Raw genomic sequence first — 23,004 nt, 5'->3', positions numbered from 1 at the left:
CCCGGATCCGGCCGCCCATGTCCTCGCTTTACTGGCCCTATCTCATCGCCGACTACTACCGCGGCCTTGAGATCGTGACCGCCGTCGTTGGCGTGATCATCCTGCTTTCGAGCCTGGATGACCTGTTCATCGACGGCTGGTACTGGGTGCGCGAACTGCGGCGCGCGCTGACGATCAAGCGCCGCTATGCGCCGCTGACGGCCGCGCAGTTGCGCGAGAAGGAAGAACAGCCGCTGGCGATCATGGTGCCCGCCTGGCTGGAGTATGACGTCATCGCCTCGATGCTGGAGACGATGGTGTCGACGCTCGAATACAAAAACTACATGATCTTCGCCGGCACCTACCAGAACGATGAGCGCACCATCAAGGAAGTCGAGCGCATGCGGCGGCGCTACCGCCAACTGATCCGGGTGGAAGTGCCGCACGACGGCCCGACCTGCAAGGCCGACTGCCTGAACTGGATCGTGCAGGCCATCTTCGCCCAGGACGCCAGGCAGCCGGTGCCGTTCGCCGGCGTCATCCTGCACGACAGCGAAGACGTGCTGCACCCGCTGGAGCTGAAGTACTACAACTACCTGCTGCCGCGCATCGATTTCATCCAGTTGCCGGTGACGTCGCTGGAGCGCCATTGGTACGAACTGGTGGCCGGCACCTACATGGACGAGTTCGCCGAATGGCACACCAAGGACCTGGTGGTGCGCGAGAGCCTGTCGAAGATGGTGCCCTCGGCCGGCGTGGGCACCTGTTTTTCGCGCAGGGCGCTAGTCGAGCTGGCGGCCGAGACCAATAACCAGCCCTTCAACACCGACACCTTGACCGAGGACTACGACATCGGCGCGCGGCTGGCGCAGCGCGGCATGCGGCAGATCTTCGGCAAGTTCGGCGTGGAATACGTGACGCGGCGCCGCGCCTGGTTCGGGCTGGGCAAGGAAAAGGTATCCAGCCTCCACATGCCGCTGGGGGTGCGGGAGTATTTCCCCAACACCTTCCGCACCGCCTACCGGCAGAAGGCACGCTGGACGCTGGGCATCGGCTTGCAGGGCTGGCAACAGGTGGGCTGGACCGGCTCGCTGGCCACCAGATACCTGTTGTTCCGCGATCGCAAGGGCCTGGTGACGTCGTTCATCGCGATCCTGGCCTACCTGCTGCTGGCCAATTTCTTCGTGTTCTACCTGGCCGACCTGTTCGGCTGGTGGACGGTGTACTACCCGTCGTACTTCCGGCCCGGCGGCTGGCTGGTGACGCTGATGTGGATCAACGCGGTGGCGCTGCTGCTGCGGGTGGTGCAGCGCAGCTATTTCGTCGGCCGCATGTATGGCTGGGAGCACGCGCTGCTGTCGATACCGCGCATGATCGTGGGCAACTTCATCAACGCCATGGCGGCGGCGCGCGCCTGGAAGCTGTTCATCGGCCACCTGATCACCGGCAAGCGGCTGGCCTGGGACAAGACCATGCACGACTTTCCCTCCACCGACCAGTTGGCGCAACAACGCCAGCGGCTGGGAGAACTGCTGTTGTCGTGGCAAGCCATCGACGAGGACAAGCTGGCGCGCGCGCTCGAGATCCAGTCGCGCGACAAGCGGCCGCTGGGCGAAATCCTGATGGAGCAGGGCTGGCTCGATGAAGGCACGCTGAAAGAAGCCATCCATTTCCAGCAGGGCGGGCAGGCCGACACCGCGCCGACGCACGCCGCAGACAAACCCGCGTCCCCATGAAGCCATTGACCCGTTCGCTGCTGCTGTCCGCCGCGCTGGCCTGCGCCGGCCAATCCGGGCCCGCCATCGCCCAGTCAGCGCCGCGCGCCGCGCCAGCGCCGCTGGAGGGCGCCGCCTACCAGCTCGCCGACGAGGGCTACAGGAGTTACGACGCCGGCAACTACGCGCAGGCGCAGCGGCAGGCGGAATCGGCCATTGCTCTGCGCCCGGACGTCGAGCGCTTGCGTCTGCTGCTGATCTACGCGCTGCAAAAGCAGGGCAAGCTGCAAGAGGCCGACAAGGCCGCCGCCGATGCCATCAAGAGCGGCCTCGATACGCCCGCCTTGCGCCAGGCGCGCGCCAACCTGCGGCCGCGCAGCGCCCCGCCGGCCGCGGCCGGCGCCGGCGCGCCCGCCACCACCGCCGCCTACCGCCGTGGATTCCCGATCGCCACGCGCGCCTACGCCGACTACAACCGCGGCGACTACCCTGCCGCGCAGCGCGGCGCCGAGCAGGCTTTCCGCATCGACCCCAAACAGGGCGCGTGGGCGCTACTGTGGCTGGACGCGCTGCAAGCCCAGGGCAAATATGCCCAGGCCGAGGCCGCGGCCGACACGGCCATCGCGCTGGGCGCCCCCAACAGGGACGACCTGACCGCGCGCCGCGCCACCATGAAGCGCCGCTTGGCGATCCAGCCCGCCGAGCAGGGCTATCAGGCGCTGATCGCCAACCGCCCCGGCGACGCGGTGCCGCTGGCGCGCCAGGCCGTGGCACTGGCGCCGGACAGCGCCAGCCATCGCCTGCTGCTGATGACCGCGCTGATGCTGGACAACCAGTTGGCCGCCGCCGAGGACGCCGCCACCGATGCGCTCAAGCAGGACGACGAGAACACGGTGGCGCTGGTGATGCGCGCCTACCTGCGCCAACGCCAGGGCAAGACCGAGCTGGCCAACGGCGACTTCGACGCGGCGCTCAAGCAGGACTGGCTGGACGACGACCAGCGCCGCAACGTGCGCCTGATCGCGGCCGACGCCGCCCTTGCCGGGGGCGAGGCCAAACGCGCGCTGGCGTTGCTGGAACCGCTCGGCAACAAGGACGAGGCCGCCATGGCACGCCTGAAGCGGGCGCGCGCGGCGCCGACGGTGCCGGCCACGTTGACGCTGGCGAACTACCCCCCGCCCCTGCAGGATTGCCGCGACACGCCTTACGGTACCTCTTGCGAACTGCTGCCGTCCGACGCCGCCGGCAGCGGCGGTCCGGCCGCGCTGGCCTATGCCGCCTACGCGCGCCAAGACTACCAGGAAGCCATCGCCCAGGCGCGCAAGGCCGTGGAGCAGGATCCCGCCAACAAGGAACGGCAGCGCCTGCTGACCACCGCGCTGGCCGCGGGCAACGCGGCGCAACTGGCCGAAGCCGAGAAACGCATGGGCGAGGCGCTGGCCGCGCAACCCGATGACCCTGCCCTGCTGATGCAGCGCGGCTACCTGCACCAACGCATGGGCCAGCCCAGGCTGGCGTTGCAGGATTTCCAGGCCGCCCGCGCCACCGGCAAGGCGCCGCCCACTGTCATCCTGGATGAAGGCTATGCGTTGTCCGGCGTCGGCGACAAGCGCGGCGCGGTGGAGAAACTGAAGCAGGCCATCGACGAGGCCGACGCCGGCAGGCTGGAATTGACGCCACAGCAGCGCTTCGACACCCGCAGCGGCATCGCCGGGCTGTCGCGCGAATGGGGCGGCTACGTCTCGACCGGCTACCGTGGCGCGCGGCCGGCCTCTTCGGGACTGGGCGGCGCGGCGATCACGGTGCCCGGGGACGCGGTGTTCAGCACCGCCGAGATCTTCTGGCGGCCATCGGACTTCCTCAATTCGTCGACGCGCACGTTCGAGCTGTATGGACGGCTGTCCAACACGCTGTACAACAAGGGCGGCAAGACCGCCAGCCAGACGGTCTCGGACCCCTGCGGCGGCACCATCGACGTGGCCGAGACCGCGAACCAGGGCATTTCCGGCATTCCCACCACCGTGGGATCGCTGGGCATGCGCTTCACGCCGTCCACCGAGGTCGGCCTGACCTTCGGCCTGGAACGCCAGTTCAACCTGGGCACCGCGACGCGCAAGGGCTCGTTCAGCCCGGCGCCGGCGGACCTGCGTTGCAGCCTGAACCGCAGCAATCAGACCGCCTACTACAAGGCCGACGCCGGCAGCGGCGGCTGGCTCGCCTACGTCACCTATGGCCTGTACGAAGGCACCACGCTACGCATCGACCGCCCCGACTGGTTCACCATGGAGGGCTATGTGCAGGCGGGCTATTCCTGGCAGGACATGTCCGCGCGCCTGTGGAAGCGCAACAATTCCACCGGCGCCGATACCGACCAGACCTCCGGCAAGATCAAGCGCGACCAGGCCTTCGGCGCCGGCGAACTGCGCGTGGGCCGCAGCTACCGGATGGATTCGATCAGCGAGCGCCTGGTGTTTTTCCCCTACGCGGTGGTGGGCATCGACTGGCTCTGGAACAAGAACCGCATGGCCGGCCTGGACATCGGCGGCTCGGACTCGTATTCCCAGCTGGGCGACGGCTCATCGTGGTCGATGGGCGCCGGCCCCGGCTTCAACCTGCGCTACTGGTTCCGCGAAGACCACTACAACGCGCCGCGATCCTACCTGGACCTGACCACCCAATACCGCTTCAACATCGGTGGCGGCCAGGCCGATCGCGCCAAGGGCCTGTTCATCAATCTGACCCTGTCCTACTGAGTCGCGCCGACACATATTCACGAAGGAGTCCATGAGCATGACTACCCCGACCCCGTTCCTGTCCCGCCGCCCGCGCCTGGCGTCGGCCCTGTGCGCTGCGCTGCTGGCGCTGGCCGCCGGCGCCTCGCAGGCGCAGCAGGCTTCGTCCATCGTCATCCAGGGCAAGGAAAATTGGCTGTTTCCCGGCTGGGGCAGCCTGACCCAGGTGGACACACGCGGCATCGACGCCGCGACCCAACTGGTACGCGAGACCCGCGACGCGCTCGCCGCCAAGGGCGTCCAACTCGAAGTGCTGGTGCTGCCCGACAAGACCCTGTTCTACCAGGACAAGCTGCCGGACGGCACGGCGCTGAGCGCCGAGGTCAAGAAGCGCTATCAGACCATCCAGGACAAGCTCAAGGCCGCCGGCATCTCCACCATCGACGACGAAGCCGTGCTGCGCCGCGTGAAGGACGGCGGGCAGGAGGTGTTCTACCGCACCGACCAGCACTGGACCCAGGCGGCCGCCGACGCCACCGCCGAGGCCCTGGCACAGCGCATCAAACAAGACGTGAAGACCCTGGCGGGCAAGCCGGGCACCGGCATGGCGCTGGGCAGCATGGTCAATGAACGCCGCTATGGCGATCTGGCCGAACTGTTCCTGACGCCCGACCAGCGCAAGCAGGCCGGACGCGAAACCTTCGCCGTGCGCCGCCAGGCCGACAACCAGAGCCTGATCGACGACGCGCCGGCCCCGGTTCACGTGACCGGTCACAGCATGGTGCAGCCCTACTTTGGCTTTCCCCAAAAACTGTCCAACCTGCTGGACCGTCCGGTTTCGGTGAATTGGAAACCCGGCAACGTTGGCCACTGGATCATGCTGCTCGAATACCTGGAATCGCCCGCCTTCAAGCAGAACAAGCCGCAGGTGCTGGTGTGGCAGATGTTCGAGCCCACCTACGCGCAGGGCCCGGATGCCAAGGGGTTGTGGGACAACGCCTCCATCATGACCGCCGACGCCTGGCGCGGCCGCATGAAGGCGGCGGTGGGGCAGTAGCGCCGTGGCGCAACCGGACAAGACTGCGCCGCCGGAGGCCGGCCATCGGCGCAACGCCATCGTGATCGGCGTGCTGCTGGCGCTCGGTCTGGGCTGGGGCGCGTGGTGCCTGGCGCAAGCCAGGTTGAGCGCCGCGGACATCGCGCCCACGGCCTGGATGAACGGCGCCGCGGGCACCGCGCTGAACCAGTCGCTGCGCCTGCCTGCGCAGGACGCGCTCAACACCTGGAATGCCGCGATCCGCTACCGCGCGTTCGGCGACCTGGGCGACCAGGTCGCCATGGGCTGCCCGCAATGGCTGTTCTATCGCGACGGACTGCGGCCGCGGCCCGGGGTACACGTGTTCGACGAACGCCTGCGCCTGATGCGCCATTGGGTGGCGGAACTGCGTCAGCGGCAGGTGCAGGTGCTGGTGGTGGCCGTGCCCGACAAATCGCGCATCGAAGCCGATCATCTGTGCGGCCAGACCGTATCGTTGCCCATGCGGCGCACGCTGGACGACTGGCAGGCCGCCCTGCGGGCGCAGGGGGTGCCGTTCGTCGACCTGCGCGAGGCGCTGGCGCGGTCCGAGGCGCCGCGCTACTTCCGCACCGACGTGCACCTGAATGCGAGCGGCGCTCAGGCCGCGGCGGCGCGCGTGGCCCAGGCCGCCCTGCCGTTGCTGGGCGGCCCGGGCACCCAGGCCTTCAAGGAAGACCCGGCCGGCCCGCCGCAACCGCGCATGGGCGACCTGATCGTGCTGGCCGGGCTGGAACAGGCGCGGCCCGGCTGGCGTCCCGAGCTGGATCTGGCCGCGCCGCGGAAAATCGAGCCGGTGCGCAGCGGCGGCCTGCTGGACGACACACCGCCGGTGCAAGTGCTGCTGGCCGGCAGTTCCAACGGCCGCCGCAGCAATTTCGCCGAGCGGCTGGGCATGGGGCTGGGCCGCGAGGTATGGAACCTGAGCCTGGATGGCGGACAGTTTTCCGGAGCCTTGCTGGTGGCGCTCAAGCAGCGCGAGCAATGGCCCAAGAGCCTGAAGCTGGTGATCTGGGAGTTTTCGGAAATGGCGCTGTCGCTGCCGCTGACCGATGACGAAAAAGCCGTGCTGGCCCGTTTGCCCTGACCCAAGATGCTATTTAACTCGTACCTGTTCCTGCTGATCTTCCTGCCCGTCACGCTGGCGGTTTACTACGGCGCGGGCCGCTTCAACCTGCGGCTGGCGGCGCTATGGCTGTGCCTGACGTCCTTGGTGTTCTACGGCTGGTGGAATCCGCAATTCGTGCTGCTGCTGGCGGGTTCGATCGCCTTCAACTTCGGGGTCAGCCTGCTGATCCTGCGCACGGCGGCGCGGCCAAAGCTCCAGGGCCTGATCGCGGGCCTGGGCGTGGGCGCCGACCTGGCGCTGCTGTTCCACTACAAGTACTTCGCCACGCTGCTCAACTTCCTGAACGACCTGGGCATGAGCGGCTCGACCATGGACTCGATCGTCCTGCCCCTGGGCATTTCGTTCTTCACCTTCACCCAGATCGGCTATCTGCTGGATTGCCGCGCGGGCGTGGTGAAAGAGCGCAGCCTGCTCAGTTATGTGTTGTTCGTGACCTTCTTCCCGCACCTGATCGCCGGCCCGATCCTGCATCACAAGGAGATGATGCCGCAGTTCGCGCAGCCCCAGAATTACCGCTTCAAGGCCGAGAACCTGTCGGTGGGCGGCATGCTGTTCGTGATCGGGCTGGCCAAGAAGGTACTGCTGGCCGATGGCATCGCGCCCTATGCCGACGCCGGCTTCGCCGCGCCGGGCGAGCTGCAGTTCTGGGGCGCGTGGGGCGCCAGCCTGTGCTACGCGTTGCAACTGTACTTCGACTTCTCCGGCTATTCGGACATGGCGCTGGGCCTGGCCAAGATGTTCGGCATCCGCTTCCCGCTGAACTTCAACTCGCCTTACAAGGCCGGCAGCATCATCGAGTTCTGGGCGCGTTGGCACATGACGCTGACGCGCTACCTGACTGCCTATCTCTACTATCCCGTGGCGATGGCCGTGTCGAAGTGGCGCACCGACCGCAACCTGCCGGTCGGCGCCCAGGGCGTGGCCACGGCCGGCGGCTTCCTGGCCAGCATCGTCACGCCAACGCTGTTCACGATGGCGCTGGCCGGCGTCTGGCACGGCGCCGGCTTCCAATTCCTGGTGTTCGGCCTGCTGCACGCCCTGTACCTGTCGGTGAACCACGCCTGGCGCATCTTCGTGGTCGGCCGCAAGCCCGCGGCCGCGCGCAACCAGGGCATGATCGTGCGCGCCGCCTGCGTGCTGCTGACTTTCGTCGCGGTACTGGTGGCGCAGGCCTTCTTCCGCGCCCATGGCGTGGGCGACGCCATGCTGCTGATGCAGGGCATGATCGGGCTGCGCGGCATGGAAACGCTGGATCTGGCCGCCCATGTCGGTGGCCTGGCCTGGGGGGACGCCTGGCGCGTGCTGGTCGGCCATCACCTGCAGCTGATCTATGCTGTGACGCTGCTGGGTATCGCCTGGTTCGCGCCGAACGCGCACCAGATCCTGGGCCGCTACTCGCCAGCGCTGTTCAGGCAGCAGGAAGCGCCGTCGCCCTGGCTGCGCTGGCGCCCCAACCTGGCCTGGCTGGCCGTGATGCTGACCCTGCTGTTTTTCTGCCTGGTGAACCTGCACAAGGAAACCCGGTTCCTCTATTTCCAATTCTGACCGCGGCGCGGTCGCGGAGTACGTCATGGACATCAACGACATCGAAGCCAAGGTCGCCGAGCTGATCGAAGGCATTATCCTCACCAAGGTCGATTCCGACACCCTGCTGATCGAATCAGGGCTGGTCGACTCGCTGGCCGCCGTCGATGTGGCGCTGGCGGTGGAGCGCCAGTTCGGCTGCAAGATCCCGCCCACCGAGATCGACGTCCACCTGGAATCGGTGCACACGCTGGCGGCGTTCATCGCGGAGCACGCCCGCGTCTGACGCCTTACTTGGGGGCTGCATCATGCGTTTCGATTTCAACGCCTGCGATTTCGCCGAGACCGGCGTGGGCGCCGATGCCGTCGCAGTGGTCGACGCGCGCGGCGCGCTCTCCTGGGGCGCGTTGCGGGCCGCCACCCAGGCCTGGGAACAGCAGGCCTTGCGGGCCGGCGTCACGGCCGGCGTGCCGCTGGTGATATCCGGCCACAAGGAAGCCGCCTTCCTGGTGGCGATCCTGGGCTGCCTGCGGCTGCGGGTGCCGTTCGTGCCCGTGGACGTCATCAACCCGCCCGAACGCATTGCCCGCATCGGCGAGCTGGTGCGCGCCGGGTTGCGCTATGACGCCCAGGCCGGCACCTTCCGCACGGGCTGCGCCAGCCCCGCGCCGCTGGCCGAGGCCGACCTGGCCTACATCATGTTCACCTCGGGCAGCACCGGCGACCCCAAGGGCGTGCAGATCGGACGCGAAAGCGTCAGCCTCTTCGCCGGCTGGATCCGCGACTGCCTCGACCTGGGCGCGGCGCCGGCATTCATGGATCAGATGCTGTTCAGCTTCGACTTCTCGCTGTTCAACTGGGTCGGCGCGCTGGAGCTGGGCGGCGCCTGCGTGCTGTGCCCGCGCGAGACCATCGCGCAGCGCGACGGCTTCGTGCGCTACCTGGCCGAGACCGGCGTCAATGTCTGGGCCTCGACCCCGTCGTTCGTGCGCCAGCAGTTGTTCAACCCGGACTTCGACCACGCCCATCTGCCACAACTGCGGGTCTTCGTATTCGGCGCCGAGTCGCTGACACCGGCGCTGGCCGAAGAACTGTGGCAACGCTTTCCCGACGTGCGCATCATCAACTCGTATGGGCCCACCGAGGCCACCTGCTCGACCACCTGGGTCGAGATCGATCCGGCCCTGCGCGCCCAGGCGCCCAATCCCTTCCCCATCGGCCGCGCCAAACCCTATGCCGAGGTCTTCATCGAGAACGGCGAGATCAGCATTGCCGGCGACCACGTCATGCGCGGCTACCTCAACCGCCCCGACCTGAACGCCTCGCGCATGTTCAGGCGCAACGGCAAGCGCGGCTACCGCAGCGGCGACCTGGGCGAGATCGACGCGCGCGGCCTGGTGACGTTCCGCGGCCGCGTCGACGATCAGATCAAGCTGCACGGCTACCGCATCGAACTGGCCGAGATCGACGCCGCCATCGCCGCCCTGCCCGGTGCGCGCGCCGGCGCCACGGTCGCGCTGCGGCGGCCCGATGGCGCTATCATCCGTCTGATCGGGTTCGTCGAACCCGCCGAGGCCGGCCCCGCGGGCCTGCAGCCGCTGCCGGCGGCGCTGCAAGGCTGGAAGGCCGCGCTGGGGCGCAAGTTGCCTCCTTACATGATCCCTTCCGAACTGGTGGCGTGCCACCGCTTCCCGACGACCAGCACCGACAAGGCGGATCGCAAGCAGCTCGAACGCATGTATCTCGACGCCCGCCTGAGCAAGAAACCGGAGCCGCAAGCATGACCCGTCGCATTCCCTTCCCCGCCCTGGCGCTGGCGTTGGCCATTGCCGGGGGCGCCGCGCACGCCGAGGGCGTGCTGGCGCAGCTCTATGCCGCGCGCCCGCCCGCGGGCTCGTCGTTCGTGCGCGTCGTCAATCCCGAGACCGGCCCGGTACGCGTGCAGATTGCCAACGGCCCGTCGCAGGAGATCAGCCCGACCCGGCCCGCCAGCACCTATGCCATCGTCAAGGGCAACCAGCCGTTCAACCTGCTGCTTGACGGCAGGCCGGCGGCCAGCGTGCAGGTCAAGCCCGACACCTTCACCACCCTGGTGGTGCGCCGCGACGGCGTCAACCTGACCTATGTGGCGATCGACGACAGCAATGGCGCGCAGGACGCGCTCAAGGCCGAGCTGCGCTTCTACAACCTGGCGGCCGATTGCCCCGGCGCCAGGCTCGAAGTCAGTCCGGCCGGCCCCACGCTGTTCCAGGACGTCAAGCCGGGCGCGGCGGCGGCGCGCGCCATCAACCCGGTCAGCGCTACGCTGGCGGCGGGCTGCGGCACGGTGGTCTCGCCCTCGCTGGCCCTGCCGGCCCTGCAACCGGGCGACCACTACAGCCTGTTCCTCACCGGCAGCGCCACCGCCCCCATCCTGCACGGCCAGAGCAGCGCCACGGATCCCTATACCAAGTAAGGAGGCCGCATGCGCCGCGTATTCCGGGACGACCACGAACTGTTGCGCGACCAGGTCCGGCGCTTCATCGCGGCGGAGATCGCGCCTCACTATGCCGAATGGGAACGGGCGGGCATTGTGCCGCGTGCGCTGTGGCGCCGGGCCGGCGAGGAAGGACTGCTGAATTGCGCATTGCCCGAGCCCTACGGCCTGGGCGGCGATTTCGGCCATGCGGCGGTCGTCATCGAGGAACTGGCGCGCGCGAATTATCTCGGCATCGGGTTTTCGATCCACTCGGACATGGTGGCGCCCTACCTGGATGCCTTCGGCACGACCGCGCAAAAGGCACGCTGGCTGCCGGCCATGACGCGCGGCGAGGTGATCGGCGCCATTGCCTTGACCGAGCCCGGCGCGGGCAGCGACCTGAAAGCGGTGCGGACCCGCGCCCGTCGCGACGGTGCACACTATGTGCTGAGCGGCCAGAAGACGTTCATCACCAACGGCGTCAATGCCGGCCTGGCCATCGTGCTGGCCAGTACCGATCCCGACCTGGGCGCGCGCGGCCTGTCGCTGTTCTGCGTCGAAGAGAACTTGCCCGGCTACACCAAGGGCTTGCCGTTGAGCAAGATCGGCCAGCACTGCCAGGACACCTGCGAACTGTATTTCGATGACGTGCGGGTGCCAGCCGATTGCCTGCTGGGACAGGAAAACGGCGCCTTCGGCTACCTGACGCAGGAACTGGCGCGCGAACGGCTTGCGATCGCGCTGCGCGCCGGCGCCTCGCTCGAAGGCATGATCGAGGAAGCCGCCGAATACACCCGCAACCGCAAGGTCTTTGGCCGTCGCGTCATCGACTACCAAAACTCACGCTTCAAGCTGGCCAGCGCGCGCGCCCAGAGCACCATGCTGCGCGTGTTCCTGGACGACTGCCTGGAACGGCACATGGCCGGCGAACTCGACGCCACGCGCGCGGCCATCGCCAAGCTCAACGCCACGGAAATGCAAGGCGCGATCCTGGACGAGCTGCTACAGCTATATGGCGGCTATGGCTACATGGCCGAATATGGCATCGGCCGCGCCTGGGCGGACGCGCGCGCGCTGCGCCTGTTCGGCGGCACCAGCGAAATCATGCGGGAGATCATCGGCCGCGGCTTTGCCTGAAGCCGCCCGCTGTCAGGCGCGCGCCGCCATCCAGGCGGCCATCAGCGCGCGCGCCTCGGGCGTGTCGCCGATCACCCAGGGGTCGACCGCGAACGCCACGATGCGCTTGGCGCCATAGCCGCGGGCCACGTCCCACTGCTGCCGGACCCGGCTGAAATCGGCCGAACGGGCCTTGAACGTGGTGCCGTCCGTGCTCCCCGACGGCAGCTCCTCGAACAGCTCCATGACCAGGTCGAACGCGGCGCGGCGCTTGAGCAGCATGTCGTGCAGCGGTTCCAGCGCCCGATAATTGGCCAGGCCCGCCACGCCCACCCCGTCCTGGATCATCGGATGGATGCGCACCTCGTCCAGTATCCGCGACCACAACTGCATCAAGGAACCATTGCCACCGAGCCGGCTGTGATAGGTCGACACCGACGGAACACGATGGCAGCTCGCCAGCGAGGCCTGGGTGAAGGCGCCCAGCCATGGCGCCAGGAGCGCCTGGCGTTCGGGCCGGGCCCAGTTGTACTGCTCAAGTTCGTAAGGCACGTACCAGCCACGGAAATTGCGGCGCCGGGGCCAGGCGGCGGCGCGCATGTAGGCCACGCCCCGCTCACGGGTGTGATCCAGGTAGGCGGCCAGCGCCGCATCGTCGGGCGCGGCCAGCATATTCCACCAGCGCTGGTCGTAGGGCAGGCCCACATGCACCCCCAGGCCGTTGCGGTCAGCCTCGTCGAAGATGGCCTCCAGCATCGGCTGGGGCGCCATCCAGTCATCCGGCCGCCCGCCCTCCAGGCCGGCCCACTGCAGGAAGACCTCGCGGCAACCCAGCCGCCGGTAGACGGCAAAGCGTTGGCGCCATTGCGCGCGCGTCAGGTCGAGGTGGCTGAGCCAGAGTTGCAGGAAGGTCGCGTTCAGCGAGATCGGCGGCGCGCAGGCCGCCAGCGGCGCGAGCGCGCCCAGCGCCGCCGCCTGCAACAGGCGGCGGCGCGTCGGGGAGGAAAGCCGCGGGCGCGTCAGGACAGAACCCGTGTGGCGGAATCAGCCGCGATTGCCGAACAGGCCCGACAGCGAGGCCAGCAGGTCGCTCGGGTTGAAGGACTGGCCCGGCTGGACCGCGCCATCGGGGGTGACTTTGTCCACCAACTGCGGCAGCAGCGCGGACAGCGCACCCAGCACCGAACCGGTGTCCTGGCCGGTCTTGGCCGCCAGTTCCTCGACCACGCCCGGATCCAGCACCCGGCCGAGCTGGTCGGCGCTGACCGGCAGGTTCTGGCCCTGGCCGATCCACGACGCGATGATCTCGCCCAGCCCGCCTTGCTGGAAGCTGGCGATCAGGCCGGACAGACCGCCCGGGTATTTGTTCAATTGTTCGATCAGGGCCGGCAACAACGCGGCCGAGCCGCCTTGCTGGCCGCCGCCGGCCATCGAGGCCAAGGTATCCAATAGACTCATCGCCGTACTCCAGGAAAATCGGAAATCCAGTATAGGCCCACGGCGCGGCGCATTCGGTCATGCAACGGGCCGCGCCGCCGATCTTTGCAAAACTTGTCCTTTGGCAAGCGCCTGCCACCGCCTCAGTCCGCTCGCCGCAGGGCCCGCAACGCCTTCTGGCCGGCACGGCCATCGGCGGGCAGGCCCAGGGCGGGCTGCGCCGCGCGCAGGGCCTCGCGGGTACGTGCACCGATCATGCCATCGGGTTCGCCCAGTTCATAGCCGCGGGCGATCAGGAGCCGCTGCAGCTCGCGCCGCTCGGCGCGCGACAGGCCAGGGTCGTCGGTCGGCCAGGCCTGCGCCAGCGGCGCCCCGCCCCGCAGGCGGTCGGACAGGTGCGCGATCGCCAGCGCGTAGCTCTCGGCCGCGTTGTACGCGTACAGCGCATCGAAGTTGCGCGTCACCAGGAAGGCCGGCCCGTTCGGCCCGGCCGGCAGCAGCAGGCCCGCCGGGGTCTGGCCCGGCGGCAACGGCGAGCCGTCCGCGCGTGTCACGCCCTGGCCGCGCCAGAACCCCAGCGGATGCTTATTCTTGCGGCCGGCGCCGGCGGTGCTCATCGCCGCGGGCAGCCTGACCTCGTAACCCCAGTCCAGGCCGCCGCTCCAGCCGGCGCGCTTGAGGAAATTGGCGGTGGAGGCGAGCGCGTCCGGCACACTGTCGACCAGATCGCGCCGGCCGTCGCCGTCGAAATCCACCGCCAGCCGCAGATAGGTCGACGGCATGAACTGGGTCTGGCCGAAGGCCCCGGCCCACGATCCCTTGAGCCTGTCGGGGTCGATATGCTCGTCCTGGATGATCTTGAGCGTGGCGTAGAACTCGCCACGGAAATACGCCTGCCGCCGGCCGAAACACGACAGCGTCGACAACGACGTCAACAAGGGCCGCCCGCCCAGGGTACGACCATAATTGCTTTCGACGCCCCACACCGCCGCGATGGTGGCCGGATCCACGCCGTAGCGCGCGGCGGCGCGATCGAGTTCGGCGCGCCAGCGCGCCATGCCGTCCTTGCCATCGGCGACACGCTCGTCGTCGACCAGGGCCGCCATGTAGTCCCAGATCGGCGTCTTGAATTCGGGTTGGGCATCGAGCAGGTCGATCACCGCCATGTCGGGCGCGAGAGAGGCGGTGTGCGTGTCGAACGTGGCGCCGGACACGCCGGCCTTGGCCGCCGGCGCGCGCAGACCGGCCAGGCAGGCCGCGAAGCTGTCGGCGCCCTGGGCGGCGGGAGACAAGGTCAAGGCAAGCGCGGCCAGGGACGCGGCGTAGCGGGTTTTCATGTCGTGGGCGTTCCTGCGGAGGGATCGGGCGCCTCGCCTTGCAGGCGCGGTTGCCAGTCTTCGACCAGGCCCAGGCGGGCGCGCTTTTCGAACAGTGCGCGCCAGTTGGGCGACAACGCCGGCAGCGCGGCCAGCTCGGTCAGCGTGGGCACGTCCAGCACCCGGCGGTTGAGAATGTCCTGGACGCGGGCCAGCGTCCATTGCGGATGGGGTCGGTCACGCAGCGCCAGTGTCGCGCCCGGCGCCAGCCAGCCCTCGCGCAGCACGCGGTAGTACCAGCCGGTCTTGCCGCTGGCCTGAACCCGCGCCGACATGCCGGCGTGCCCGAAACGGTGGTTCAGCTTCCAACACGGCTGGCGCGCCTGCGACACCTGGATCAACGCCTCGCCCGCCGCATAGACGTCGCCCACGCAGACGTCGTGCTCGGTCATGCCGGTGGTGGAGAGGTTTTCGCCGAACGCGCCCGGCGCGCGCAGCACGGCTCGCTCGCCCAGTTCGCGCAGCCAGTCTGGATAATGTTCCCGCGCGTAATGATGCAGCGCCTTTTCGGGGCCGCCATGAAAGCGCCGGTCTGCCTGCGCGTCGCCACGCAGCCCTTCCGGGCCGAGCCACAGCGGCCCGGCCACCGGATGCTTGTCGATGCCGCTATCGCGGCCGGAGTCCCCCAGCGGGCGCACCGCGCCCGTCAGCAATGCGTCGATGACGATATCCATGCGCCTGTGTCCTCAGTCCGCCTGCAGCGCGGCCAGCTCGGCCTCGTCGAATCCGGCGGCGCGCCGCGCCGGCAGGTTGAAAGGCCCGCGCAAGCGCGGCGCGCGGTAGCGCGCGGCCAGTTCGGCATAGCAGGCAACGGGCTCCCTGCCCTGCTCGGCGCAAAGCTGCTTGTACCAATGGTTGCCGATCGCCACATGGCCGATCTCGTCGCGCAGGATGAGATCGACGATTGCCGCGCTCTGCGCATCCCCGGCTCCCGCCAGCTTGTTGCGGATCAGCGGCGAGGCGTCCAGACCGCGCGCCTCCAGCGTGCGCGGCACCAGCGCCAGCCGCGCCAGCAGATCGTCACAGGTGCGCTCGGCCATTTCCCACAGGCCGTTGTGGCCGGGAAAATCGCCATACGCGTAACCCAGATCCGCCAGGCGCTGGTTCAGCAATTCGAAATGGCCGGCCTCTTCGCGCGCCACGCGCAGCCAGTCGCGGTAGAACGCGTCCGGCATGCCGGCGAAGCGCCAGAGGATGTCCAGCGCCAGGTTCACCGCATTGAACTCGATGTGCGCCAGCGCGTGCAGCAGCGCCGCGCGGCCCTCCAGGGTGGCCATGGAACGCTGCGGCACTTCGGCCGGCGACACCAGCACGGGCGTGGCGGGCCGGCCCGGCAGCGTGGCCGACGCAACGTAGCGCCGCGCGCGATCCAGCGGCGCATCGTCGCCGATGGCGCGTACCCGCGCCAGCTTGTCCGCCCAGCCGCTCGCGGCCAGCGCCTGCAGCGCCTGCGCCCGCAGACAGGCCGCGTCGCTGGCGCGCGGGCCATCCCCGCCCGGGGAAAGGATCGAATTGCTATCCATGAGGAATTCCGGTGCGCGGCGACGCCACGCCGCCCGCAAGACAAAGACAAAGACAAAGACAATAACCCTGCGCACGCGTCAGGCGCCGTGCGCCACGCGCCAGCGAAGACTTTATCATTCGTCCATGGATTCGCCGCTACGCCTGACCATCGAGACCAACCTGTCCCGCGTGGACGCCCGCCAGTGGGACGCGCTGGCCGGCGACCAGCCGTTCCTGCGCCACGCGTTCCTGCATGCCCTGCACGACACCGGCTGCGCCGCGCCGCGCACCGGCTGGTCGCCGCACTACCTGTTGCTGTGGCGCGGCGACGCGCTGGCCGGCGCCGTGCCGCTCTACCTGAAATCGCATTCGCGCGGCGAATATGTGTTCGACTATGCCTGGGCCGACGCTTTCGAGCGCCACGGCCTGCGCTACTACCCCAAGCTGCTGGCGGCGGTGCCGTTCACGCCGGTCTCGGGTCCGCGCCTGCTGGCCGCCGATGACGCGGACCGCGACACCCTGGTGCGCGGGCTGGTCGCCTTCGCCGAAGAGATCCAGGTATCGTCGCTGCACTTGCTGTTTCCCGCCGCCGCGGACCTGCGCGCCCTGCGCGAGGCCGGATTCATGGTGCGCGAAAGCGTGCAGTTCCACTGGACCAATCCGGGCTACGCCGACTTCGATGCCTTCCTGGCCAGCATGAGCCACGACAAGCGCAAGAAGATCCGCCAGGACCGCAAGAAAGTGGCGCAGGCCGGGCTGGCGTTCCGCTGGCTGCGCGGCGCGCAGATCGCCGCCGCCGACCTGGATTTCTTCTACCAGTGCTACTGCCACACCTACTTCAACCACGGCAATCCGCCCTACCTGAGCCGCGAGTTCTTCCTGCGCGCCTACCGCGACCAGCCCGACGCCTTCGTGCTGATCCTGGCCGAGCGCGACGGCCGGCCGGTGGCCGCGGCCCTGAACCTGGCCGGCGGCGACACGCTGTATGGCCGCTACTGGGGCGCGACGGAATACGTGCCGGGACTGCATTTCGAGACCTGCTACCTGCAGGCCATCGCCTATTGCATCGCCCAGGGCCTGGCGCGTTTCGAGGGCGGCGCGCAAGGCGAACACAAGATGGCGCGCGGTTTGCTGCCCACGCCCACCTGGTCGGCGCACTGGGTCGCCGACGCGCGTTTCGCGGCCGCGATCCAGCATTTTCTCGATGAGGAAACCGCCGCGGTCGATGACTACCTGGGCGAACTGGAAGCCCACACGCCGTTCAAGCGCGCCGGGCCGGGCTGAACCTCAGAGGAAGCGGTCCAGCAATTTGCGGCTGTGCTTGTCCAGCGACGGCACATCGCGCACCAGATAGAAAATGCCGTGGCTGTCGGCGATCAGCAGCGTTTGCTGGCTCAGGCGCCGGATGTCCTCTTCGCCGCGCAACGTGAAACGGGTCGGCCCCTTGTCGGTTTCCACGTTCCACACGCTGGGCGTGGCAAAGGTGGACACGCTGACCAGCTTGCGGATCTCCGGCATGAACTCGCGGCCGGCCAGTTCCTCTTCGATCAGGGCGCGTTCGGCCGCGGGCACATCGGCCAGGCGTTCGATCCACAACAACTCGCGGCCGTCGCCGGTCACCAACGACAGCCCGCGGTCGGCCTCGCTGATCGGAAAGGCCCGTACGGGGATCACGCCCTCGTGCGCGACGCCGTCGGCACCCTGGAACACCAAACGCCCGAACGCATTGCGTCGCAGCTGAAAAACGGGAAGCGTCATGACGGTTATCTCGCTCAGGCCACGGCGGCCATGTCTTCGCTGCCAGAGGACTGCGCATCCGCCTCGTTCTGACGCGCCTGCGCCTGGTACAGCCGGTAGTAGGCGCCTTCGCGCGCCATCAGTTCCTCGTGCGGCCCCTGCTCGACGATCTGGCCACGATCCAGCACCACCAGCCTGTCAGCCTTGCGCAAGGTGCTCAGGCGGTGGGCGATGGCGATGGTGGTGCGGCCGCGCACCAGGTTGTCCAGCGCCTTCTGGATTTCCTTCTCGGTGGTGGTGTCAACCGACGAGGTGGCTTCGTCCAGGATCAGGATGCGCGGGTCGATCAGCAGCGCGCGCGCGATCGAGATGCGCTGGCGTTCGCCGCCGGACAGCGCCTGGCCGCGTTCGCCCACCAGCGAATCGTAGCCATGCGGCAGGCGCAGGATGAACTCGTGCGCATGGGCGGCGCGGGCTGCGGCCACGATTTCGTCGCGGGTGGCGTCCGGTTTGCCGTAGGCGATGTTCTCGGCGATGGTGCCGAAGAACAGGAAGGGTTCTTGCAGCACCAGCCCGATATTGCGGCGATAGTCGGCCACGCGCACCGAACGGATATCGACCCCGTCCACCAGGATCGCGCCTTCCGACACGTCATAAAACCGGCAGATCAGGTTGATCAGCGTGCTCTTGCCCGAGCCGCTGTGCCCCACCAGCCCGATCATCTCGCCCGGCGCGATGCTCAGATCCAGGCCCCGGATGACCTGGCGGTTGCCATAGCGAAAGCCGACATCGCGCAATTCGATGCGGCCGTTGATATGCGGCAGCTTGGCGGGATTCTGCGGCTCCGGCACGCTCGAAACATGGTCCAGGATATCGAAAATGCGTTTGGCGCCGGCGGCGGCCTTTTGCGTCACCGAAACGATGCGGCTCATCGAATCCAGGCGCGTGTAGAAGCGCCCGATATAGGCCAGGAACGCCGCCAGCACCCCCACCGTGATCTGTTTCTGCGAAACCTGCCAGATGCCGAAGATCCACACCACCAACAAACCGACCTCGGTCAGCAGCGTGACCGTGGGCGAGAACAGCGACCAGGTGGTGTTGACGCGGTCATTCACTTCCAGGTTGCGGTTGTTGGCCTCGCGGAACCGCGCCACTTCGCGCTTTTCCTGGGCAAAAGCCTTGACCACGCGGATGCCGGGAATGGTGTCGGCCAGCACATTGGTGATCTCCGACCAGATGCGGTCGACCTTCTCGAAGCCATGGCGCAGCCGGTCGCGCACGGCGTGAATCATCCAGATGATGAACGGCAGCGGCACCAGCGTGACCAGCGCCAGCCACGGATTGATCGACACCAGGATCGCGGCGGTCATGGCGATCATCAGGATATCGTTGGCGAAGTCCAGCAAGTGCAGCGACAGGAACACGCAGATGCGGTCGGTCTCGCTGCCGATGCGGGAAATCAGGTCGCCGGTGCGCTTGCCGCCGAAATACTCCAGCGACAGCTGCTGCAGATGTTCATAGGTGGTGGTGCGCAGATCCGCGCCGATGCGCTCGCTGACCCAGGCCAGGATATAGGTGCGGGCCCAGCCCAGCCCCCAGGCCAGGAAGGCCGAACCCAGCAGCCCGCCCAGGTACAGGCGGACCTTGCTGTAGTCGATGGGCGCGCCGTTCTGGAACGGAATCAGCACGTCGTCCATCAGCGGCATGGTCAGGTAAGGCGGCACCAGCGCCGCCGCCGTGCCCATCAAGGTCAGCAGGAAACCGGCCAGCAACGGCAGGCGGTAGGGCCGCGCGAACCGCCACAGGCGCAGCAGCGCCCAGGTGGTCGACGGCGAGGCCTGTTCCTGGTTGCAGGAGGGACACTCATCCTGCCCGGCGGGAATGACGTTATTACAGATGGTGCACTGGCGCTCGCCCGGTGCCGCTTCCTGGTGGCCGGACAGGCGGATCGCCTGCTGCGCCTCGAACTGACCCAGCAGCCGCAAGGCGGCCGGGTTGCACGCCAGGGTGAAGCGCCAGATGCCCAGGCGGGCACGGTCGTCGTGCAACTCCAGCACGGCCGCGCCGGCGTGGTCGGAAAGATTCAGGGACAGTTGGGGCGCATAAAGCCAGGATTCCCAACCGGTATCGGCCGGATTGCGCGCGATCAGGCGGCGGTCGGTCACGGCGACCAGTCCTGGGCGGAACTTCAGCCGCTGATCCAGGTCTATTTCGAGCCAGGCCAGCAGGGTTTCGCCCTCCGCCAGTTCTGCGCGGAATTCATCCCGCCAGCGGGCAGGAAAGGCTTCGGCTAGGCCGGACAGCAGATGTGGTTTTTTCATTGGAACGCATACCGGGCCAAGACTCTGCCCTACAAGGCGGCAACGGCTTTCCGGCCCCAGGCTGGAAACGTGTCCCTTCCTTACAACACAACGAGTTCACGCCTTGGAAGGCGTCGTATAGTATCAGCCGATTTTTCTAATTAGGAATATCTGGGATCCCCCACTCGTTGGCATTATTCTTAAGGCGCAACCCCAATAAATTCGCGGTCTTGCATAGGGGCGTCCGCGCGTGCCAACCTGCTTCTCAAGTAAATTAAAACATGAAAAAGAAAGACATTGAATTTCTCGATGTCGTGGCTTTGCGCGGCCCGAACATTTGGACGTACCGTCCGGTACTCGAAGCGTGGGTGGATATCGGCGAGCTGGAGGACTACCCCTCCAACACGATCCCCGGCTTCTACGAGCGCCTGACCGCCTGGCTGCCGACCCTGATCGAGCACCGTTGCAGCCCGGGCGTGCGCGGCGGCTTCCTGTCCCGCGTCAAGGAAGGCACCTGGCCCGGCCACATTCTCGAACATGTCACCCTGGAATTGCAGAACCTGGCCGGCCTGCGCGGCGGATTCGGCAAGGCCCGGGAAACCTCCACCCGCGGGGTCTACAAAGTTGTCGTGCGCGCCTGGCAGGAACAGGTGACCCGCGCCGCCCTGAACGAAGGGCGCGACTTGGTCATGGCCGCCATCGAAGACCGCCCGTTCGACGTGGACGCGGCCGTGGCACGCCTGCGCCGGCTGATCGACAAGCATTGCCTGGGGCCCAGCACCGCCTGCATCGTCGATGCCGCCGATGACCGCGACATTCCCTACATCCGCCTGTTCGAAGGCAACCTGGTGCAATTCGGCTACGGCTCGCGCCAGCGCCGCATCTGGACGGCCGAGACCGACCGCACCAGCGCCATCGCCGAAGGCATCTCGCGCGACAAGGACCTGACCAAGGAACTGCTCTCGACCTGCGGCGTGCCGGTGCCCGAAGGGCGCCTGGTCGACAGCGAGGACGACGCCTGGTCGGCCGCCGAGGACATCGGCCTGCCGGTGGTGGTCAAGCCGTACGACGGCAACCACGGCCGCGGCGTGTTCACCAACCTGACCACCCGCGAGGAAGTGGTTTCCGCCTACCGCGTCGCGGTCGACGAAGGCAGCGGCGTCATCGTCGAACGCTTCGTGCTGGGCAACGAACACCGCCTGCTGGTGGTGGGCAACCGCATGGTGGCCGCCGCCGCCGGCGAGCCGGCCTGGGTCACGGGCGACGGCAAATCCACCATCGCCGACCTGATCGACAGCCAGATCAACACCGATCCGCGCCGCGGCCGCACCGAGAACCACCCGCTCAACCCGGTGCGCCTGGATTCGGCCGCGCGTCTCGAAATCGCCCGCCAGGGTCTATCGGAAGACAGCGTGCCGGCAGACGGCCAGCGCGTGCTGGTGCAGCGCAGCGGCAACGTCGCCTTCGACGTCACCGACCGCGTGCACCCCAGTGTCGCCGCCACCGTGACCCTGGCGGCCCGCGTGGTCGGCCTGGACATCGCCGGCGTCGACCTGGTAGCCGAGGACATCTCGCGTCCGCTCGACGAACAGCGCGGCGCCATTGTCGAAGTCAACGCCGGCCCCGGCCTGCTGATGCACCTGAAGCCGGCCGACGGCCCTGCGCGCCCCGTGGGCCGCGCCATCGTCGACCACCTGTTTCCTGAAGGCGACGCCGGCCGCATCCCCATCGTCGGCGTCACCGGCACCAACGGCAAGACCGTGGTCGCGCGCCTGGTCGCGCGCCTGCTGCACCTGTCGGGCAAGCGCACCGGCCTGGCCTGCAGCGAGGGCCTGTACCTCGACCGCCGCCTGGTGCAAAAGGGCGACCGCGCCGATTTCGCGTCCGGCACCCGCGTGCTGATGAACCGCAACGTCGACGCCGCCGTCATCGAGAACGACAGCGGCGTGATCCTGGGCCAGGGCCTGGCGTACGACCGCTGTCTGGTCGGCGTGGTGACCAACATCGACGACGCCGACCACCTCGGCGACTTCGACATCAACGAAACGGAACGCATGTTCAACGTGTTCCGCACCCAGGTCGACGTGGTGTTGCCCACCGGCGCCGCCGTGCTCAACGCGCGCGACCCGCGCGTGGTGGAAATGGCCGAACTGTCCGACGGCGCGGTGATCTTCTTCGGCATCGACCCGGCCCTGCCCGCCATCACCGCCCACTTGCAGCAGGACGGCCGCGCCGTGTTCGTGCGCGACGGCGCCATCGTACTGGCGCAAGGGGCGCGCGAGGAACGCCTGGCCGATGTCGCGGCGATCCCGCTCACGCATGGCGGCCGCGTCGCCTTCCAGGTCGAGAATGTGCTGGCCGCCGTCGGCGCCGCCTGGGCGCTGGACATTCCGGTCGAACTGATCCGCGCCGGCATCGAGACCTTCGACATCGACCAGGCCGACGCGCCCTGGCAGTTCACGCTGTTCGAGCGCAACGGCAGCACCGTGGTGGTGGACGACGTCCACAACGCCTCGGCCCTGCGTCCGCTCATCGCCGCCATCGACCAATTCCCCGCGGCCACCCGCGCCGCCGTGTACTCGGCCGGCGCCGACCGCCGCGACGTGGATCTGATCGAACAGGGCAAACTGCTGGGCGATGCCTTTGACCGCGTGGTGCTGTACGACGACACCACCGTCACCAGCAAGCGCCCCGCCGGCCAGGCGCGCGCGCTGCTGCGCCAGGGCCTGGAACAAGGCAACCGCGTCAAACAGATCCTGGACGAGCCGGACCACGGCAAGGCCATCGAAAGCCAGCTTTCCGGCATCGCCGCCGGCGACTTCGTGCTGCTGCAATCCGACGAAGCCTTCTCCGGCCCCACCATCGATCTCGTCCGCCGCTGGATCCAGCAACACTGACATCATTGCGCGCGCCGCGCACATTG

At 68.1% G+C, this 23,004-nt stretch carries 18 protein-coding genes; 11 read left to right on the top strand and 7 right to left on the bottom strand.

Going from position 1 to position 23,004, the window contains the following annotated elements:
• Nucleotides 1–17 precede the first annotated feature (17 nt).
• From ACN6O8_RS01450 to ACN6O8_RS01410, 9 genes are read left to right on the top strand one after another with little or no spacing between them, the layout of a single operon-like run.
• On the top strand, nt 18–1,715 hold the full coding sequence (locus tag ACN6O8_RS01450; RefSeq protein ID WP_427989311.1) for a glycosyl transferase family protein: 1,698 nt from the start codon (nt 18–20) through the stop codon (nt 1,713–1,715).
• Entirely contained in the window at nt 1,712–4,447 is a 2,736-nt protein-coding gene (locus ACN6O8_RS01445; RefSeq protein WP_427989310.1) for an NfrA family protein, read from the top strand. The genes ACN6O8_RS01450 and ACN6O8_RS01445 overlap by 4 nt, the downstream gene beginning before the upstream one ends.
• Before the next feature lie 37 nt (nt 4,448–4,484).
• Complete coding sequence (locus ACN6O8_RS01440) at nt 4,485–5,483, top strand: alginate O-acetyltransferase AlgX-related protein (RefSeq protein ID WP_427989309.1); 999 nt, start codon at nt 4,485–4,487, stop codon at nt 5,481–5,483.
• A 4-nt stretch (nt 5,484–5,487) separates the two neighbouring features.
• Nucleotides 5,488–6,588 (top strand): alginate O-acetyltransferase AlgX-related protein, encoded by a 1,101-nt coding sequence (locus ACN6O8_RS01435; protein WP_427989308.1) that lies wholly within the window; start codon nt 5,488–5,490, stop codon nt 6,586–6,588.
• A 6-nt stretch (nt 6,589–6,594) separates the two neighbouring features.
• Nucleotides 6,595–8,175 carry an MBOAT family O-acyltransferase gene (locus tag ACN6O8_RS01430; RefSeq protein ID WP_427989307.1) on the top strand — a complete coding sequence of 527 codons (1,581 nt, stop codon included), beginning with the start codon at nt 6,595–6,597 and terminating at the stop codon, nt 8,173–8,175.
• Nucleotides 8,176–8,200: 25 nt separating this feature from the next.
• On the top strand, nt 8,201–8,440 hold the full coding sequence (locus ACN6O8_RS01425) for an acyl carrier protein (protein ID WP_427989306.1): 240 nt from the start codon (nt 8,201–8,203) through the stop codon (nt 8,438–8,440).
• Nucleotides 8,441–8,462: 22 nt separating this feature from the next.
• Complete coding sequence (locus tag ACN6O8_RS01420; RefSeq protein WP_427989305.1) at nt 8,463–9,938, top strand: AMP-binding protein; 1,476 nt, start codon at nt 8,463–8,465, stop codon at nt 9,936–9,938.
• A complete protein-coding gene (locus ACN6O8_RS01415) occupies nt 9,935–10,609 on the top strand; it encodes an alginate O-acetyltransferase AlgF (protein WP_427989304.1) in 675 nt (224 codons plus the stop codon). Before ACN6O8_RS01420 ends, ACN6O8_RS01415 begins: the two co-directional genes overlap by 4 nt.
• Before the next feature lie 9 nt (nt 10,610–10,618).
• A complete protein-coding gene (locus tag ACN6O8_RS01410) occupies nt 10,619–11,749 on the top strand; it encodes an acyl-CoA dehydrogenase family protein (protein ID WP_427989303.1) in 1,131 nt (376 codons plus the stop codon).
• Nucleotides 11,750–11,761: 12 nt separating this feature from the next.
• Here the strand turns inward: ACN6O8_RS01410 and ACN6O8_RS01405 are convergent, their stop codons facing one another.
• From ACN6O8_RS01405 to ACN6O8_RS01385, 5 genes are all read right to left on the bottom strand, one after another.
• Nucleotides 11,762–12,709 (bottom strand): DUF4434 domain-containing protein, encoded by a 948-nt coding sequence (locus ACN6O8_RS01405; RefSeq protein ID WP_427989302.1) that lies wholly within the window; start codon nt 12,707–12,709, stop codon nt 11,762–11,764.
• 63 nt (nt 12,710–12,772) lie between these two features.
• A complete protein-coding gene (locus tag ACN6O8_RS01400) occupies nt 12,773–13,186 on the bottom strand; it encodes a YidB family protein (RefSeq protein ID WP_427989301.1) in 414 nt (137 codons plus the stop codon).
• Between the two features lie 122 nt (nt 13,187–13,308).
• Nucleotides 13,309–14,502: a lytic murein transglycosylase gene (locus ACN6O8_RS01395; protein ID WP_427989300.1), complete on the bottom strand. Its 1,194-nt coding sequence runs from the start codon at nt 14,500–14,502 to the stop codon at nt 13,309–13,311.
• A complete protein-coding gene (locus ACN6O8_RS01390; protein WP_427989299.1) occupies nt 14,499–15,215 on the bottom strand; it encodes an MOSC domain-containing protein in 717 nt (238 codons plus the stop codon). Before ACN6O8_RS01390 ends, ACN6O8_RS01395 begins: the two co-directional genes overlap by 4 nt.
• Before the next feature lie 12 nt (nt 15,216–15,227).
• Complete coding sequence (locus tag ACN6O8_RS01385; protein WP_427989298.1) at nt 15,228–16,064, bottom strand: ferritin-like domain-containing protein; 837 nt, start codon at nt 16,062–16,064, stop codon at nt 15,228–15,230.
• A gap of 124 nt (nt 16,065–16,188) precedes the next feature.
• Between ACN6O8_RS01385 and ACN6O8_RS01380 the strand changes: the two genes are divergently transcribed.
• Entirely contained in the window at nt 16,189–17,328 is a 1,140-nt protein-coding gene (locus ACN6O8_RS01380; RefSeq protein ID WP_427989297.1) for a GNAT family N-acetyltransferase, read from the top strand.
• A 3-nt stretch (nt 17,329–17,331) separates the two neighbouring features.
• On the opposite strand, the gene ACN6O8_RS01375 is transcribed toward ACN6O8_RS01380, so the two are convergent.
• Nucleotides 17,332–17,802: a DUF1854 domain-containing protein gene (locus tag ACN6O8_RS01375; RefSeq protein WP_427989296.1), complete on the bottom strand. Its 471-nt coding sequence runs from the start codon at nt 17,800–17,802 to the stop codon at nt 17,332–17,334.
• Between the two features lie 14 nt (nt 17,803–17,816).
• On the bottom strand, nt 17,817–20,102 hold the full coding sequence (locus ACN6O8_RS01370; RefSeq protein ID WP_427989295.1) for an ABC transporter ATP-binding protein: 2,286 nt from the start codon (nt 20,100–20,102) through the stop codon (nt 17,817–17,819).
• 260 nt (nt 20,103–20,362) lie between these two features.
• On the opposite strand from ACN6O8_RS01370, the gene cphA reads away from it, so the two are divergent.
• The gene (gene cphA / locus ACN6O8_RS01365) at nt 20,363–22,978 is read left to right on the top strand and encodes a cyanophycin synthetase (RefSeq protein ID WP_427989294.1); all 2,616 of its coding nucleotides are present in this window, start codon (nt 20,363–20,365) and stop codon (nt 22,976–22,978) included.
• The last annotated feature ends 26 nt before the right edge of the window (nt 22,979–23,004 follow it).

The organism is Achromobacter sp., assembly GCF_050285565.1.
Classification (GTDB): Bacteria; Pseudomonadota; Gammaproteobacteria; order Burkholderiales; family Burkholderiaceae_B; genus Achromobacter.
The sequence above is the reverse complement of the archived record's forward strand: the minus strand, read 5'-3'. Positions and strand labels throughout refer to the sequence as shown.

Excerpts from the sequence above, each read along its gene's own strand:
- ACN6O8_RS01450 (WP_427989311.1), top strand. The coding sequence starts at position 18 with ATGTCCTCGCTTTACTGGCCCTATCTCATCGCCGACTACTACCGCGGC.
- ACN6O8_RS01445 (WP_427989310.1), top strand. The coding sequence starts at position 1,712 with ATGAAGCCATTGACCCGTTCGCTGCTGCTGTCCGCCGCGCTGGCCTGC.
- ACN6O8_RS01440 (WP_427989309.1), top strand. The coding sequence starts at position 4,485 with ATGACTACCCCGACCCCGTTCCTGTCCCGCCGCCCGCGCCTGGCGTCG.
- ACN6O8_RS01430 (WP_427989307.1), top strand. The coding sequence starts at position 6,595 with ATGCTATTTAACTCGTACCTGTTCCTGCTGATCTTCCTGCCCGTCACG.
- ACN6O8_RS01425 (WP_427989306.1), top strand. The coding sequence starts at position 8,201 with ATGGACATCAACGACATCGAAGCCAAGGTCGCCGAGCTGATCGAAGGC.
- ACN6O8_RS01420 (WP_427989305.1), top strand. The coding sequence starts at position 8,463 with ATGCGTTTCGATTTCAACGCCTGCGATTTCGCCGAGACCGGCGTGGGC.
- ACN6O8_RS01415 (WP_427989304.1), top strand. The coding sequence starts at position 9,935 with ATGACCCGTCGCATTCCCTTCCCCGCCCTGGCGCTGGCGTTGGCCATT.
- ACN6O8_RS01410 (WP_427989303.1), top strand. The coding sequence starts at position 10,619 with ATGCGCCGCGTATTCCGGGACGACCACGAACTGTTGCGCGACCAGGTC.
- ACN6O8_RS01400 (WP_427989301.1), bottom strand. The coding sequence starts at position 13,186 with ATGAGTCTATTGGATACCTTGGCCTCGATGGCCGGCGGCGGCCAGCAA.
- ACN6O8_RS01395 (WP_427989300.1), bottom strand. The coding sequence starts at position 14,502 with ATGAAAACCCGCTACGCCGCGTCCCTGGCCGCGCTTGCCTTGACCTTG.
- ACN6O8_RS01390 (WP_427989299.1), bottom strand. The coding sequence starts at position 15,215 with ATGGATATCGTCATCGACGCATTGCTGACGGGCGCGGTGCGCCCGCTG.
- ACN6O8_RS01385 (WP_427989298.1), bottom strand. The coding sequence starts at position 16,064 with ATGGATAGCAATTCGATCCTTTCCCCGGGCGGGGATGGCCCGCGCGCC.
- ACN6O8_RS01380 (WP_427989297.1), top strand. The coding sequence starts at position 16,189 with ATGGATTCGCCGCTACGCCTGACCATCGAGACCAACCTGTCCCGCGTG.
- ACN6O8_RS01375 (WP_427989296.1), bottom strand. The coding sequence starts at position 17,802 with ATGACGCTTCCCGTTTTTCAGCTGCGACGCAATGCGTTCGGGCGTTTG.
- ACN6O8_RS01370 (WP_427989295.1), bottom strand. The coding sequence starts at position 20,102 with ATGAAAAAACCACATCTGCTGTCCGGCCTAGCCGAAGCCTTTCCTGCC.
- cphA (WP_427989294.1), top strand. The coding sequence starts at position 20,363 with ATGAAAAAGAAAGACATTGAATTTCTCGATGTCGTGGCTTTGCGCGGC.